Here is a 16253-nt window from a genome sequence, read left to right as displayed (position 1 = left end):
GGAACACCATGACCATCCAATGTAAAGTAAAGTCTATTCAGCCGTTAGCTTGTAATACTTATCAAATCCTTCTTCACCCAGAATCACCTGTACCTTTTAAAGCAGGTCAGTACCTCATGGTTGTGATGGGTGAAAAAGACAAACGTCCTTTCTCGATTGCGAGCAGTCCATGTCGTCATGAAGGTGAACTTGAACTGCATATCGGTGCGGCGGAACACAACGCTTATGCGCTAGAAGTCGTTGAAGCAATGCAAGCGGCACTAGAAACAGATGGTCATATCGAGATTGATGCTCCACATGGTGATGCTTGGGTTCAAGAAGAAAGCGAACGCCCACTATTGTTGATTGCTGGTGGTACAGGCTTTAGTTACGTGCGCTCAATTCTAGATCACTGTGTTGCACAGAACAAAACCAACCCTATTTACCTATACTGGGGGGCGCGCGATAACTGCCAGCTGTACGCTAAAGAAGAGCTGGTCGAAATTGCTGATAAATTTACTAACGTTCACTTTGTTCCAGTTGTAGAAGAAGCACCTGCAGACTGGCAAGGTAAAGTTGGCAACGTGCTACAAGCAGTAGCCGAAGATTTCGAAAGCTTAGAAAACTACGATATCTATATTGCAGGCCGTTTTGAAATGGCTGGCGCAGCACGTGAACAGTTCACTCAGAACAAGAAAGCAAAGAGCGAACGTATGTTCGCAGACGCGTACGCATTCATTTAAATACAGCTTTTGAGGCAGAAAAAGAGGGTTTTTTACCCTCTTTTTTGCTTTTTTGATGAAATAGTCATCGAACAGTTAGTTTTTTCCATTTTTTTTCAAAAAAGGGTTGCGAACGGATCTGAGTTCCCTATAATGCGCATCCACCGACACGGCAGACGCGATAAGGCTTCAGCAGGGTCGGAGAGGTGAAAAGCTTCTGAGAAAATAAATTGAAAAAAGTGTTTGACACTCTCAATTATCTCGTTAGAATGCACCTCCGCTTTGAGAGAAAAACTTCTCGATAAGCAAGCTCTTTAACAATATAGACCTATCAATCTGTGTGGGCACTCGTTGATGATAATCCAATTAGATACTTCGGTATCAAATTAGGTTTCAATGAAACGAAGTGACCATTGAATCGAAAGATTCAGCACAGTCAATTCAAACATTACTTATGTAATGTTCAGTATTCATTGAGCCGAACAAAATCTTAAATTGAAGAGTTTGATCATGGCTCAGATTGAACGCTGGCGGCAGGCCTAACACATGCAAGTCGAGCGGAAACGAGTTATCTGAACCTTCGGGGGACGATAACGGCGTCGAGCGGCGGACGGGTGAGTAATGCCTAGGAAATTGCCCTGGTGTGGGGGATAACCATTGGAAACGATGGCTAATACCGCATAATACCTACGGGTCAAAGAGGGGGACCTTCGGGCCTCTCGCGTCAGGATATGCCTAGGTGGGATTAGCTAGTTGGTGAGGTAATGGCTCACCAAGGCGACGATCCCTAGCTGGTCTGAGAGGATGATCAGCCACACTGGAACTGAGACACGGTCCAGACTCCTACGGGAGGCAGCAGTGGGGAATATTGCACAATGGGCGCAAGCCTGATGCAGCCATGCCGCGTGTGTGAAGAAGGCCTTCGGGTTGTAAAGCACTTTCAGTCGTGAGGAAGGTAGTGTAGTTAATAGCTGCATTATTTGACGTTAGCGACAGAAGAAGCACCGGCTAACTCCGTGCCAGCAGCCGCGGTAATACGGAGGGTGCGAGCGTTAATCGGAATTACTGGGCGTAAAGCGCATGCAGGTGGTTTGTTAAGTCAGATGTGAAAGCCCGGGGCTCAACCTCGGAATAGCATTTGAAACTGGCAGACTAGAGTACTGTAGAGGGGGGTAGAATTTCAGGTGTAGCGGTGAAATGCGTAGAGATCTGAAGGAATACCGGTGGCGAAGGCGGCCCCCTGGACAGATACTGACACTCAGATGCGAAAGCGTGGGGAGCAAACAGGATTAGATACCCTGGTAGTCCACGCCGTAAACGATGTCTACTTGGAGGTTGTGGCCTTGAGCCGTGGCTTTCGGAGCTAACGCGTTAAGTAGACCGCCTGGGGAGTACGGTCGCAAGATTAAAACTCAAATGAATTGACGGGGGCCCGCACAAGCGGTGGAGCATGTGGTTTAATTCGATGCAACGCGAAGAACCTTACCTACTCTTGACATCCAGAGAACTTTCCAGAGATGGATTGGTGCCTTCGGGAACTCTGAGACAGGTGCTGCATGGCTGTCGTCAGCTCGTGTTGTGAAATGTTGGGTTAAGTCCCGCAACGAGCGCAACCCTTATCCTTGTTTGCCAGCACTTCGGGTGGGAACTCCAGGGAGACTGCCGGTGATAAACCGGAGGAAGGTGGGGACGACGTCAAGTCATCATGGCCCTTACGAGTAGGGCTACACACGTGCTACAATGGCGCATACAGAGGGCAGCCAACTTGCGAGAGTGAGCGAATCCCAAAAAGTGCGTCGTAGTCCGGATCGGAGTCTGCAACTCGACTCCGTGAAGTCGGAATCGCTAGTAATCGTGGATCAGAATGCCACGGTGAATACGTTCCCGGGCCTTGTACACACCGCCCGTCACACCATGGGAGTGGGCTGCAAAAGAAGTAGGTAGTTTAACCTTCGGGAGGACGCTTACCACTTTGTGGTTCATGACTGGGGTGAAGTCGTAACAAGGTAGCGCTAGGGGAACCTGGCGCTGGATCACCTCCTTATACGATACGGATAGTTTGCTTTCACTTTTAAAAAGTGAAGACAAATGAGTCACGATGAGTGTCCACACAGATTGATACGGTTTATAAAGTAAAAGAGACGATACTGGGTCTGTAGCTCAGGTGGTTAGAGCGTTCGCCTGATAAGCGAGAGGTCGGTGGTTCGAGTCCACTCAGACCCACCAATTCCCTTCCCAAGGAATTGGTATACAGTATCGACACCTTGATGGGGCTATAGCTCAGCTGGGAGAGCGCCTGCCTTGCACGCAGGAGGTCAGCAGTTCGATCCTGCTTAGCTCCACCATCTTTAAGCGCATTCGATGAGTGCTTTTAAAAATGGTTACTTCATTAGAAGTGATTAGCTCTTTAACAATTTGGAAAGCTGACAAAACAAACTTTTAAGTTTGTTTGTAAAGTTCTCAATGTTTGTCTTTATGACAAACACCAATACAACACATTCAAGTGTTCTTGGAATTTGAGTCCGGCAAAATCGAGTCTGCATCATGTATAAAAATTGCAGACAACTTTGGTGACTTGTTCATCAACTCGAAACTCCTTCGGGTTGTATGGTTAAGTGACTAAGCGTACACGGTGGATGCCTTGGCAGTCAGAGGCGATGAAGGACGTATTAACTTGCGATAAGCCCAGATTAGGTAGTAAAAACCATTTGAGTCTGGGATTTCCGAATGGGGAAACCCACTTACATAAGTAAGTATCGCTGCGTGAATACATAGCGCAGCGAGGCGAACCGGGGGAACTGAAACATCTAAGTACCCCGAGGAAAAGAAATCAACCGAGATTCCGAAAGTAGCGGCGAGCGAAATTGGACTAGCCCTTAAGCTTTTTATGCGTCAGGTGAAACTTCTGGAAAGTTGTGCGATACAGGGTGATAGCCCCGTAACCGGCAACGCATTTAAAGTGAAATCGAGTAGGGCGGGACACGTGATATCCTGTCTGAATATGGGGGGACCATCCTCCAAGGCTAAATACTACTGACTGACCGATAGTGAACCAGTACCGTGAGGGAAAGGCGAAAAGAACCCCTGTGAGGGGAGTGAAATAGAACCTGAAACCGTGTACGTACAAGCAGTAGGAGCACCTTCGTGGTGTGACTGCGTACCTTTTGTATAATGGGTCAGCGACTTATATTCAGTGGCAAGGTTAACCATCTAGGGGAGCCGTAGGGAAACCGAGTCTTAACTGGGCGTTCAGTCTCTGGATATAGACCCGAAACCAGGTGATCTAGCCATGGGCAGGTTGAAGGTTGAGTAACATCAACTGGAGGACCGAACCGACTAATGTTGAAAAATTAGCGGATGACTTGTGGCTAGGGGTGAAAGGCCAATCAAACCTGGAGATAGCTGGTTCTCCCCGAAAGCTATTTAGGTAGCGCCTCGGACGAATACTACTGGGGGTAGAGCACTGTTAAGGCTAGGGGGTCATCCCGACTTACCAACCCTTTGCAAACTCCGAATACCAGTAAGTACTATCCGGGAGACACACGGCGGGTGCTAACGTCCGTCGTGGAGAGGGAAACAACCCAGACCGCCAGCTAAGGTCCCAAATTACTACTAAGTGGGAAACGATGTGGGAAGGCTCAGACAGCCAGGATGTTGGCTTAGAAGCAGCCATCATTTAAAGAAAGCGTAATAGCTCACTGGTCGAGTCGGCCTGCGCGGAAGATGTAACGGGGCTAAGTAGTAAACCGAAGCTGCGGCAATGCACTTTAGTGCATTGGGTAGGGGAGCGTTCTGTAAGCGGTTGAAGGTGTGTGGTAACGCATGCTGGACGTATCAGAAGTGCGAATGCTGACATGAGTAACGATAAAGGGGGTGAAAAACCTCCTCGCCGGAAGACCAAGGGTTCCTGTCCAACGTTAATCGGGGCAGGGTAAGTCGACCCCTAAGGCGAGGCCGAAAGGCGTAGTCGATGGGAAACGGGTTAATATTCCCGTACTTCTTACAATTGCGATGGGGGGACGGAGAAGGCTAGGTGGGCCTGGCGACGGTTGTCCAGGTTCAAGTGCGTAGGCTTAAGAGTTAGGTAAATCCGGCTCTTTTTAAGGCTGAGACACGACGTCGAGCTACTACGGTAGTGAAGTCATTGATGCCATGCTTCCAGGAAAAGCCTCTAAGCTTCAGATTGTAAGGAATCGTACCCCAAACCGACACAGGTGGTCGGGTAGAGAATACCAAGGCGCTTGAGAGAACTCGGGTGAAGGAACTAGGCAAAATGGTACCGTAACTTCGGGAGAAGGTACGCTCTCGACGGTGAAGTCCCTCGCGGATGGAGCTATTGAGAGTCGCAGATACCAGGTGGCTGCAACTGTTTATTAAAAACACAGCACTGTGCAAAATCGTAAGATGACGTATACGGTGTGACGCCTGCCCGGTGCCGGAAGGTTAATTGATGGGGTTAGACTTCGGTCGAAGCTCTTGATCGAAGCCCCGGTAAACGGCGGCCGTAACTATAACGGTCCTAAGGTAGCGAAATTCCTTGTCGGGTAAGTTCCGACCTGCACGAATGGCGTAATGATGGCCACGCTGTCTCCACCCGAGACTCAGTGAAATTGAAATCGCTGTGAAGATGCAGTGTACCCGCGGCTAGACGGAAAGACCCCGTGAACCTTTACTACAGCTTGGCACTGAACATTGACCCTACATGTGTAGGATAGGTGGGAGGCTTTGAAGCACGGTCGCTAGATTGTGTGGAGCCGTCCTTGAAATACCACCCTTGTAGTGTTGATGTTCTAACGTTGACCCCTAATCGGGGTTGCGGACAGTGCCTGGTGGGTAGTTTGACTGGGGCGGTCTCCTCCCAAAGCGTAACGGAGGAGCACGAAGGTGGGCTAATCACGGTTGGACATCGTGAGGTTAGTGCAATGGCATAAGCCCGCTTGACTGCGAGAATGACGGTTCGAGCAGGTGCGAAAGCAGGTCATAGTGATCCGGTGGTTCTGAATGGAAGGGCCATCGCTCAACGGATAAAAGGTACTCCGGGGATAACAGGCTGATACCGCCCAAGAGTTCATATCGACGGCGGTGTTTGGCACCTCGATGTCGGCTCATCACATCCTGGGGCTGAAGTCGGTCCCAAGGGTATGGCTGTTCGCCATTTAAAGTGGTACGCGAGCTGGGTTTAGAACGTCGTGAGACAGTTCGGTCCCTATCTGCCGTGGGCGTTGGAAGATTGAAGGGGGCTGCTCCTAGTACGAGAGGACCGGAGTGGACGAACCTCTGGTGTTCGGGTTGTGTCGCCAGACGCATTGCCCGGTAGCTAAGTTCGGAATCGATAACCGCTGAAAGCATCTAAGCGGGAAGCGAGCCCTGAGATGAGTCTTCCCTGATACTTTAAGTATCCTAAAGGGTTGTTCGAGACTAGAACGTTGATAGGCAGGGTGTGTAAGCGTTGTGAGGCGTTGAGCTAACCTGTACTAATTGCCCGTGAGGCTTAACCATACAACACCCAAGGGGTTTTGATGGACTCGATGTAAGAACATTGAATGTGTGTAAGTAGAACTTAAAATCAGTTTTCCGAATTAAAGAATTTGCTTGGCGACCATAGCGATTTGGACCCACCTGATTTCCATTCCGAACTCAGAAGTGAAACGAATTAGCGCCGATGGTAGTGTGGGGCTTCCCCATGTGAGAGTAGGACATCGCCAGGCTTTAAATATCGTTACCTGTGTAGACAAGTAACAACATCACCAGTGTACTAATCTGTTGATGACAATTTGTGGAGAGATGGCTGAGTGGTTGAAAGCACCGGTCTTGAAAACCGGCATACGTTAATAGCGTATCTAGGGTTCAAATCCCTATCTCTCCGCCACTATTAAGAAGCCTCGCTAGAAATAGCGAGGCTTTTTTCATTTCTGACGTTTGTGAATTAGACGGGATTTGCATTAAGTCCGAAGTCAGTCGTGACTTAGGATCAATCGTCCTCGAACTCAGTCACTACGAAGAAAGCCCACTGAAAAATCGGCGGGTTTTTGTCGCTTCTGGAGCTTGCAAATAGGTGAAGCGATTTGAATCAACCTCCTAACCGAGTACAGCTCCAAACTAGCGCTTCTGCTCTCCACTCAATAAGCAGCCCAGTGTTAAGTCGTACTTTGAGGCTTTCTATTTTCTTTGTCTTGAAGGGTTATTGAAGCCGCCGTCTAGCGAAAGTGATTGAGCTTTCTCCTCGCCATTCCTATCCCTATCTTCTCAACAAAAGAGAGTTTCTACTCGCTGTAGTATTCAATATGTATTAGAGCGTCTGAGCACCTTTTAATACTTATTACCGATGAACATGACTCTTTGCTTTAGCTTTTATAACAAACGCTACCCAAGCGCTGTATGGGGCCTTTCTCATTGAAATGAGTACATAACATTACTCTAATTATTTCTTTTGCCATTACTACGCTTTACTGTGCTCTGAAGGAGGTTTTCCCTCCTAACCATTTAGAACCAATCTCTCTATCTTGCAGGAAGTGCTCGCGGCTGTTTCACGTGGTTCTTAATGACACGAAGAAGAGCAGCTTGGAATGAACGACATAAGCTTTGATGAGTATTTCTAATCAGGTGCAGTCAGTAGAGGGAACTCTGCTCTTGGGGGAGTCAGTCGTACGATGATAGGGCATGAAGAATTGCAGGCAATAAAAAAGCCGACAGTAATCTGTCGGCTTTCTACTTTCGGAACCGCTTAGTTGTTTTGAACTAGCGTTAGCGCTTTACGAGAGACCTCGTGAGCCGCTTTTGTTAGGTTTTGCTTCTCTAGTGTATCGGCTAGGTAAGCATAGTCAGAAACGTCTGAGCGAAGTTTTAGCGCAACCTCGAAGTGCTCTTGCGCTTCTTGCCATTTTTCTTGGCGGAAGAAGAAGTGCGCTAATGCACTTTGTGCCGCTGCGTTTTCTGGTTCACGCTTCAAGACACCTTCCAAGAATACGATGACTGGGTGGCTATCCGGTAAGTTTAGCTCTGGCAGTAACTGGTACAGCTCTGGTGTTGGGCTCTTCTTCAGTGCTTCTTTGATTACTGTGAATGCCTCGTTATCTGCTTTACGTGAGATGAGCTCGTGAGCAAAACAACCGATCAAATGAGCGTTTTGTTTTACCTTACGTGGCAAACCGTTCCAGTGTGAGATAAGACCTTCGCTGCCTTGTTGCTGAGCCACTTCGTGTAGCAAGCCGCATTGTGCTTTCTGAATCAGTTCCGCTTGCTCTTCTTCAGTTACCAGTTTGGCTTTGCTTAGCTGAGGCATCAGATCGATCAGCGGTTGCCACAGCTTAAGCTGCATGTAAGTGGTCTTTAGCAGGTTAAGAACAATCGAGTTATTCGCGTACTGACCTTTCAGCGCTTGTAGCGTATCGAATGCAGATTCGAATTCGTTATCACGAATGAACTGCTTCGCGCGAGTTAACTCTACCGCTAGGTGCGCGTTTTCTTGCTGGCTTGCCAGTTCTAGGTACTGGTCACGCTTGGCTTTGTCACCTTGACCTTGCGCAGCTTCTGAAGCCACTAAGTAACATAGAAGAGGCATATCGTGGTGGTTTGCCCAGCGTGTTACTTTCTTCTCTGCGCCTTTCCAGTCACCTTCAAGTAGCTTGATGATACCTTCGTTGGTGTAGCGACGAGAGCGACGCATTTTGCGCACACTAAAGTAATTCCATGTGCTTGAGCTTGCGTAAACCACTTTCTTGACCACGTATTCTAGGAAGAACAGCGCCGCCAAGGCAGCAATCACGAAGATCACTAGAGTGGTTACACTCATCTCAATGGTTTTGTTGGCAATTGAGATCAGGACATAACCTTGCTGACCTGAGAATTGAGTGCCAACAAATAAGCCGGCACCAAGAACAACAAATAGGAAAATAAGACGAACCATTACTTATCCTCCGTACCTGTCATTGTGGTCACTTCACGACGTAGGCGTTCACGAATCACGTCAGAGAGTTGGTTTTGGCTTTCTAGCTTCGCAGGGTATTCAACTTGAATGTCTTGCTTGCTCAGTTGGCTCAGTGTTTTGTTGAATTCTTTCACCGAGTTGTCGTCTTGGTTGAAGAATGCCATTGCCCATTTGTCTGCTGTTTCTAAAGAGGTGGTGTAGATTTCACCTTGCTCTTGGTAAACCGCTTTAATTGCCGTCTCTAACTTCGCTTTGATGTTTTCTTTCAAGTAGAAGTGTTGTTGTGGTGACAATAGAGGGATTACGTTGCCGTCACGAGTGCGGAAAGTGATGAAGTTTTCTGAGAAGTCTTTTAGTGACGTCATCAGGTTATCTTGCCAGTTTGCAATGTCTTCAGACACTTGTTGTTTCTCTACCGCAGCCGCTTCTGGTAGTAAAGCATTCGCAAGTGGCAGTTTGTCTACTTGCTGTTGTAGTGCAGTGAGGCGCAATACCAAGCCATCACGGTCTACTAAAGGAACAACACGCAGCTTAGTAATGTCGTTTGCCATGGCTTTACGCAGACCGACCAAGCTTGGGTCGTTCAGCGCTGCGATACGTTGGTCCGCGCTTTCCATCAATTGAGTAGCACTTTCTACGTCGTGCTCTAGGAACAATTTACGACCTGCCAGTTTTACTAGGTAGTCAGCTTCTGCCAGTAGCCAGTCATTTGGACGACGACCTTTCACATCAGCGACTGCCAGTTGCAGGCTTTCGATGCTCTTTTGTTGCTGACCCAGTACCACTTCTGCTTTGTGAGTGACTGTGGTCGCTTTTTCAATGGTTTCTTCTTTTACTTGGCTAAGCTCTTGCTTCATTGCTGATTGAGCTTGCTCCAGTTGGCTTTGCAGCTGAGCGATCTGAGTTTGGTATTCAGATTGCTGCTCAAGCATTTTGTAAGTGAGACCGCCACCAAAAATCAGTGATAAGACGATAGCGACAGTACCCAGCTTGACGCCGCGTTTGCCTTGCTTCTCTTCAAATTCAACTTTGTTTGGTTGTTCTGGCTTGGTTGGCTCAGATTCCTTCTTAGGCGTGTCTTTTTCAGCTAGCGGTGCCGATGTGGTTTCTTCGGAAAGGTTTTTATCGTTATTCTTTTGGTCGTTATTTTTACTTGTCATGCCTATATCCTGTGTAGCTAGGGCTGGAGAGCAGCCAGTAATTCTTGGTTGGATGCGCTTCCTGTGCACCTGACCTGAGTGAAGCCCCGTTGAATTGCGATGTCAGCGATTCGCTGACTGGGGATATACAACTCTTGTTGATTAAGCCAAGTCAATTGCTCTGACGTCAATTGGCTGCACAAATAATCCAGTTGTTCACCACTGGTGACGATAATCTGGTCGATTTGTTGGGTTTTCCATAGTGAGACACAGCTTACTGGATCGAATGGGATAAATTCTCTCTTATAAGTCTCACTATAGTGAACTTTTGCTCCACGTCTCACCAATGCATCTTTTATCAGCTCTCTACCGCCGTTGCCACGGAGGATCAGAACTGTTTGTTTTTCTACATTGTTTAGCTCGGGTAGCTGCAACAAGTGCTCACTATCACTGACTTGTGGATAGTGTACTTTTTGTTGGGTACATTTGCTTAAATAGTGTGCTGTTTTTTGACCAACGGCAAGGTATACAGCCTGCTTAGACCATGATTTAGCGTGGTTCTGCAAGATTTGCTCCGCGCATTGCACCGCATGTTGGCTAACAGCAATGATGATTTGAGCGGTTTCAATGTATTTGGAGAGTTGCGTGTCGCTGAGATCGGCGACGATGTCGATCAGAGGGTGATGAATTGCAGTTTTGCCGTGCCTTTCGAGCAGAGAGCAAAGCGCCATGCCTTGCTCTCCCGGACGAGTGACCAACACTGCCATGATTATTCGTGGTCTGCGTACAGTTTGGTTAGGATGTCGCGCGCACCGTTTTCAAGTAGCTCGTTAGCCAGTTGAACACCGAGTGCTTCGGCATCGTTGCGGTGACCACGAATTTCACCACGCACAATTAGGCTGCCGTCTGGTTCACCAACCAATGCGCGAAGCCAGATGTTGTCGCCATCAAGCAGTGAGTAACTGCCGATTGGCACCTGACAACCGCCTTCAAGGGTGAGGTTCATCGCGCGCTCACAGCGTACGCGATCTGCCGTATCTTGATGGTTTAGTGGCTCAAGCAGCTTAAGTAGACGCTCGTCATCCACACGGCATTCAATACCTACCGCACCTTGACCTACTGCTGGCAGTGATTGCTCTGGCTCGATAAAGCTACGGATGCGCTCTTCTAGCTCAAGGCGTTTCAGACCTGCTGCTGCAAGAATGATCGCGTCGTATTCACCTGCATCTAGCTTACCTAGACGAGTACCTACGTTGCCACGCAACTCTTTGATAACTAGGTCTGGGCGGTATTCTTTTAACTGACACTGGCGACGCAGGCTACAAGTACCTACAACTGCGCCTTGTGGCAGCTCATCAATGTTGTTGTAAGTGTTAGAAACGAAGGCATCACGTGGGTCTTCACGCTCACAAATCGTCACCAAGCCAAGACCCTCAGGGAAGTCTACTGGTACATCTTTCATTGAGTGCACCGCAAGGTCTGCACGACCTTCAAGCATTGCCACTTCTAGCTCTTTAACGAACAAGCCTTTACCACCCACTTTGGCTAGCGGCGTATCCAAAATGATGTCGCCTTTGGTCACCATAGTGACGAGTTCTACTTCCAAACCTGGATGAGCTGCTTGAAGTGCGTCTTTTACAAAGTGTGCTTGCCATAGGGCAAGAGGGCTTTTTCGAGTTGCAATGCGAATTGGCGTAGATTGTGTCATGGTCTTCTCAATGCTGTTTTAGTTTTGCCTAATCCTACCACTCAACGCGTGAAAATCTTAATGTTAGTTAGTCTTCTCTGAGCGTCATGAATGGAATTACATAACGTTATGGAAATAGTGTGACTGGATTCTCATTTAGACTAAGGACTATTATTAGTTATAGGCGAATACAAGCGACACTACTGCGCTATCAATTTTTGCGACTAGTGTGGGGTTTTTAGACCACAACTATTTGCAGGTGGAAATCTTTACCAACCCTGATGAAAGTGTTAAATTGATCACGTTTTTAAGCCGTTTTGGTTTAAAACATCAGCAGATTTTCGTGATTGTTCAACCAAGGAACTTCCCTTGCAGGCTTACACCCAAAAACTTATTCAGCGATTAGATAACCTGAACCAGCAACGGATCGACCGTGCGCTGGCGCTTATGGATTCGCAAAGCCAGCAAGTCTTCCACTTGATTCCTGCCTTGTTGAACTACAACCATCCTGTTATTCCCGGCTACTTCGATGCAGACGTCCCTTATGGTGTGTTTGGTCTAGAGCTGAACGAACTCCAACAACGATTCCTTGATGATACTCAACTGACGATTGGTCAAGCGCTTAAGACAGCAGAGCAACCTGCGATCTTAGGTTTGTACACCATGGGCAGTACCTCTTCGATTGGTCAAAGTACCTCAAGTGATTTGGATATTTGGGTGTGTATTTCACCGGAGATGGATAACGACCAACGTGAACTGCTGACCAACAAATGCTTGCTGATCACCGATTGGGCACAAAGCCAAGGTGTAGAAGCGAACTTCTTCTTAATGGATGAAGAGCGTTTTCGTAGCAACCGTTCAGAAGAGATGACCGGCGATAACTGTGGTTCTTCTCAGCATTTATTATTGCTGGATGAGTTCTACCGTTCTGCGGTACGTCTAGCTGGACAGCGTTTGTTGTGGCAAATCGTGCCACCAGAAATGGAAGAGTGTTACGACGAGTACGTTGCACAGCTTTGTAAAGATGGTTACATCAACTGTGATGAGTGGATCAATTTTGGTCAGCTTAACCGCATTCCTGCTGAAGAGTACTTCGGTTCGAACTTGTGGCAGCTGTACAAGAGTATCGATTCCCCTTACAAGTCCGTGTTGAAAGCGATCTTGCTTGAAGCTTACTCGTGGGAATACCCGCACACACAACTTCTCAGTATCGACACCAAACGTCGCTTCTTTGCCCACGAGCCTGACTTGTACGGCATGGATGCGTACTACTTGATGCTAGAGAAAGTAACGCGTTACCTAGAGCGAATCCAAGACGACACACGTTTGGATTTAGTTCGTCGCTGTTTCTACCTTAAAACCCATGAAAAACTGTCTCGTGAACCTGATGTAGGCTCTGTAGCTTGGCGTCGTGAAGCCTTGAGCGACATGATTGCGAAATGGGATTGGGATGAAGTGGTATTGGCAGAGCTCGACGATCGCCGTAACTGGAAAGTAGAACAAGTGAAAGTGGTGCACCATGCACTGTTGGATGCTTTGATGCAAAGCTACCGTAACTTGATTCAGTTTGCGCGTCGTAACGACATTACTTCAGCGATCAGCCCGCAAGACATCAGTATTCTTGCTCGTAAGCTGTACGCGGCATTCGAAGTGCTGCCGGGTAAAGTTACTTTGCTTAACCCTCAGATCTCGCCAGATTTGCACGAACCCGACTTGAGCTTCATTGAAGTAAAAGAGGGGGGGGTGAACAAATCAGGTTGGTACTTGTACAAGCAACCACTGATTGCGCACCGCATTCTTGGTCAGCCTTGTCTTGAGCATCATGAGTACTTGAGTAAGTTGGTTTCTTGGGCGTTCTTCAACGGTTTGATTACCGAGTCAACGCGTTTGCACGCGGTGGTGCGTGAGGCGCAGTTAGACATCGATAAGTTCTACCAAATGGTGAGTGACCTACGTAACACCTTCTCGTTACGTAAACGTCGCCCAACCATGCAAGCGCTGGGTAGCCCGTGTGAAATTAGTCAGATGGCGATGTTCATCAACTTTGAAAATGACCCGACGGCAGAGTTGTCTGGTCGCTCACTCAAAGTGGATGTGAAAAACACCGATATCTTCAGCTTTGGTCCTGAGCAAATTAACTTGGTCGGCAGTGTCGATTTGGTTTATCGCAACTCATGGCACGAAGTGCGTACCCTGCACTTCAAAGGTGAAACCGCGATGTTGGATGCATTGAAGACCATTCTTGGCAAAATGCACCAAGATGCGATTCCGCCAGAGTCGGTGGATGTATTCTGCTACGCGAAGAACATGCGTGGCGTGATGCGCAATATGGTGTATCAGCTATTGGCAGAGTGTATCGACTTACGTTTGAAACCGGTTGAGCAAGAGAAACGCCGTCGCTTTAAAGCCATGCGTCTTGCTAACCAAACTTACGGTTTGTTCTTTGAGCGTCGTGGCGTATCGGTTCAGAAGCTGGAAAACTCGGTCGATTTCTACCGCAGCATTTCAACTAACAAGCTGAAAGGTTCACCGTTGTTGATGCTGGATCGTGAGCAAGAGTATCAACTACCAGAAGTAGTGGATGGCTTTGCCAGTGAAGGTTTGGTGCAGTTCTTCTTTGAAGACACTGACGATGGTTTCAATATCTACGTATTGGATGAGTCAAACCAAGTTGAGGTTTATCATCAATTCAGTGGTTCGAAAGATGAAATGATTGCGTCAGTGAACAGCTTCTACACCTCGGTGAAAGATGATAATCGTGTATCGTCGAAGTTTATTAACTTTAACTTGCCGCAGTACTACCAAATTATTCATCCAGAAGAAGGGAACACCTACATTATCCCTTACCGTAATGATGGCTGTACGCCGACTCGTCCAACGAAAGCGGTGAACGCGTAAAATGAATAACAAAAAAGAGCACCTCGGTGCTCTTTTTTCGTTTAGGTGACTGGTCGTCACGAAGACCCATTTGGCTTATGCCCAATCGATCGTTTCACCAGCGTGTTTTTCACATTCTTCTTTCACCATTGCAAACAGTTCCATGCCCGTTTTAGAGCAAGTCCATTTGCTATCGACTAGCTTGAAGTGGAAGCCACCAGACTTCGATGCTAACCAGATCTCATGCATTGGCTCTTGGCGGTTAATGATGATTTGGCTGCGGTCTTCAAACTCTAATGTCATTACGTTGCCAGTGACTTCGTAATCAATGTCTGCACCTGAATCATCGATGGATTCTTCGATGAGTTGCATCTGCGCATCCACCAGTTGATGAAATTCAGTATCGTTCATCCGTCTATCCTATTGCTTTTCCTGAGTGTGGTGCGATTATAGGGGGCATTGGTTTAATAATCACGATATGCAAAATGAAAAAATTACTTACGGTGTTGTTTGTGATGGTTGCAGCGACCCTTGCTGGTTGTGGTCAATCAGGTTCACTTTATATCCCAGATGACGCTCAACAAAACGAGCAGTCACAATAATCAGCCACACCTTCGGGTGAAAACAGGGTTTAGCAGTCGAATTAATTAAGGGAAGCAAATTTTGGATTACTTCAACTATCAGGATGATGCCCAGCTTTGGGCCGAAGACGTCTCACTCCAAGCTCTCGCCGAGCAACATGGCACTCCTCTTTATGTTTACTCACGAGCAACGCTAGAGCGTCACTGGAATGCGTTTGATAGCGCTGTGGGTCAGCATCCTCATCTTGTTTGTTACGCAGTAAAAGCAAACTCTAACCTTGGCGTATTGAATGCACTGGCTCGTTTGGGTTCAGGTTTCGATATTGTATCGGGTGGTGAGCTTGAACGCGTTATCGCGGCTGGCGGTGATGCGAAGAAGGTGGTGTTCTCGGGGGTTGGTAAAACGCCAGCAGAGATGAAACGCGCACTGGAGCTGGGCATCAAATGCTTCAACGTGGAATCAGAACCTGAACTTGAGCGCTTGAACAAAGTCGCAGGTGAGTTAGGTGTGGTTGCACCGATTTCTCTACGAATTAACCCTGACGTAGATGCAAAAACACACCCTTACATCTCGACTGGTCTGCGCGACAACAAGTTTGGTATCGCTTTTGACCGTGCTCCGGCAGTATATAAATTTGCTCAGAGCCTACCAAATCTCAACGTGCAAGGTATTGACTGCCACATTGGTTCTCAGTTGACTGAGATTGAACCTTTCATCGACGCGACAGATCGCCTCTTGGCTCTGATTGATGATCTGAAAGCACAAGGCATCAACATCCGTCATCTGGACGTTGGTGGTGGTCTGGGTGTGGTATATCGTGATGAATTGCCACCACAGCCTTCTGATTACGCGAAAGCACTGTTAGGTCGTCTTGAGAACCATCAAGATCTTGAACTGATTTTCGAACCAGGTCGTGCAATTGCAGCTAACGCTGGTATCTTGTTGACGCGTGTGGAATTCCTAAAACACACTGAGCACAAAAACTTTGCGATTATCGATGCGGCGATGAACGACTTAATGCGTCCTGCGCTGTATCAAGCATGGCAAGATATTGTTCCAGTTTCACCACGCGAAGGTGAAGCACAGACTTACGACTTAGTCGGACCTATCTGTGAAACGGGCGATTTCTTGGGCAAAGATCGAGCACTAGTGCTGCAAGAAGGTGATCTACTCGCGGTTCGCTCTGCTGGCGCCTATGGTTTTGTGATGTCTTCGAACTACAATACTCGTACCCGAGCGGCGGAAGTGATGGTGGATGGCAACCAAAGCCACCTTGTTCGCCAGCGTGAGGAGCTGACCAGTTTGTGGCAGCTGGAACAGATTCTACCGGAGTAACACAC

General features: G+C 47.7%; 9 protein-coding genes, 3 tRNA genes and 3 rRNA genes. 10 read left to right on the top strand and 5 right to left on the bottom strand.

Annotated elements, in window-relative coordinates:
• The first annotated feature begins 8 nt into the window (after nt 1–8).
• The 7 genes from fre to J4N44_RS16420 all read left to right on the top strand — a co-directional run bounded on the left by fre (nt 9) and on the right by J4N44_RS16420 (nt 6570).
• Nucleotides 9–722 (top strand): NAD(P)H-flavin reductase, encoded by a 714-nt coding sequence (gene fre / locus J4N44_RS16450; RefSeq protein WP_154203322.1) that lies wholly within the window; start codon nt 9–11, stop codon nt 720–722.
• Nucleotides 723–1193: 471 nt separating this feature from the next.
• Nucleotides 1194–2745: ribosomal RNA gene (locus J4N44_RS16445) — 16S ribosomal RNA — on the top strand.
• Nucleotides 2746–2850: 105 nt separating this feature from the next.
• Nucleotides 2851–2927: transfer RNA gene (locus J4N44_RS16440), tRNA-Ile, on the top strand.
• Between the two features lie 43 nt (nt 2928–2970).
• A tRNA-Ala gene (locus J4N44_RS16435) sits at nt 2971–3046 on the top strand.
• A gap of 264 nt (nt 3047–3310) precedes the next feature.
• A 23S ribosomal RNA gene (locus tag J4N44_RS16430) occupies nt 3311–6200 on the top strand.
• Between the two features lie 92 nt (nt 6201–6292).
• Nucleotides 6293–6409 (top strand): 5S ribosomal RNA (gene rrf, locus J4N44_RS16425).
• Together the 16S, 23S and 5S rRNA genes with 3 tRNA genes alongside form the textbook arrangement of a ribosomal RNA operon.
• Before the next feature lie 70 nt (nt 6410–6479).
• Nucleotides 6480–6570: transfer RNA gene (locus J4N44_RS16420), tRNA-Ser, on the top strand.
• Between the two features lie 855 nt (nt 6571–7425).
• Here J4N44_RS16420 and J4N44_RS16415 read toward each other — a convergent pair.
• The 4 genes from J4N44_RS16415 to hemC are packed head-to-tail and all read right to left on the bottom strand — an operon-like array spanning nt 7426 to nt 11475.
• Nucleotides 7426–8607 (bottom strand): heme biosynthesis protein HemY, encoded by a 1182-nt coding sequence (locus J4N44_RS16415; RefSeq protein ID WP_053050300.1) that lies wholly within the window; start codon nt 8605–8607, stop codon nt 7426–7428.
• Nucleotides 8607–9788: a uroporphyrinogen-III C-methyltransferase gene (locus J4N44_RS16410; RefSeq protein ID WP_038890548.1), complete on the bottom strand. Its 1182-nt coding sequence runs from the start codon at nt 9786–9788 to the stop codon at nt 8607–8609. The genes J4N44_RS16415 and J4N44_RS16410 overlap by 1 nt, the downstream gene beginning before the upstream one ends.
• Before the next feature lie 17 nt (nt 9789–9805).
• The gene (locus J4N44_RS16405) at nt 9806–10534 is read right to left on the bottom strand and encodes a uroporphyrinogen-III synthase (protein ID WP_038890547.1); all 729 of its coding nucleotides are present in this window, start codon (nt 10532–10534) and stop codon (nt 9806–9808) included.
• Between the two features lie 2 nt (nt 10535–10536).
• Nucleotides 10537–11475, bottom strand: coding sequence for a hydroxymethylbilane synthase (gene hemC / locus J4N44_RS16400; protein ID WP_005430387.1), 939 nt, complete (start codon nt 11473–11475; stop codon nt 10537–10539).
• A gap of 348 nt (nt 11476–11823) precedes the next feature.
• On the opposite strand from hemC, the gene J4N44_RS16395 reads away from it, so the two are divergent.
• The gene (locus tag J4N44_RS16395) at nt 11824–14352 is read left to right on the top strand and encodes a class I adenylate cyclase (protein WP_252044673.1); all 2529 of its coding nucleotides are present in this window, start codon (nt 11824–11826) and stop codon (nt 14350–14352) included.
• 75 nt (nt 14353–14427) lie between these two features.
• On the opposite strand, the gene cyaY is transcribed toward J4N44_RS16395, so the two are convergent.
• A complete protein-coding gene (gene cyaY, locus J4N44_RS16390; RefSeq protein WP_009695951.1) occupies nt 14428–14742 on the bottom strand; it encodes an iron donor protein CyaY in 315 nt (104 codons plus the stop codon).
• 74 nt (nt 14743–14816) lie between these two features.
• Here cyaY and lptM point away from each other — a divergent pair, with 74 nt between their 5' ends.
• Complete coding sequence (gene lptM, locus J4N44_RS28275; protein WP_005533626.1) at nt 14817–14933, top strand: LPS translocon maturation chaperone LptM; 117 nt, start codon at nt 14817–14819, stop codon at nt 14931–14933.
• 61 nt (nt 14934–14994) lie between these two features.
• Nucleotides 14995–16248 (top strand): diaminopimelate decarboxylase, encoded by a 1254-nt coding sequence (gene lysA / locus J4N44_RS16380; RefSeq protein WP_252044672.1) that lies wholly within the window; start codon nt 14995–14997, stop codon nt 16246–16248.
• The last annotated feature ends 5 nt before the right edge of the window (nt 16249–16253 follow it).

The organism is Vibrio sp. SCSIO 43155 (assembly GCF_023716605.1).
Lineage (GTDB): Bacteria > Pseudomonadota > Gammaproteobacteria > Enterobacterales > Vibrionaceae > Vibrio > Vibrio harveyi.
Note: the sequence above shows the minus strand (reverse complement) of the source record. Positions and strands in the feature narration are given on the sequence as shown.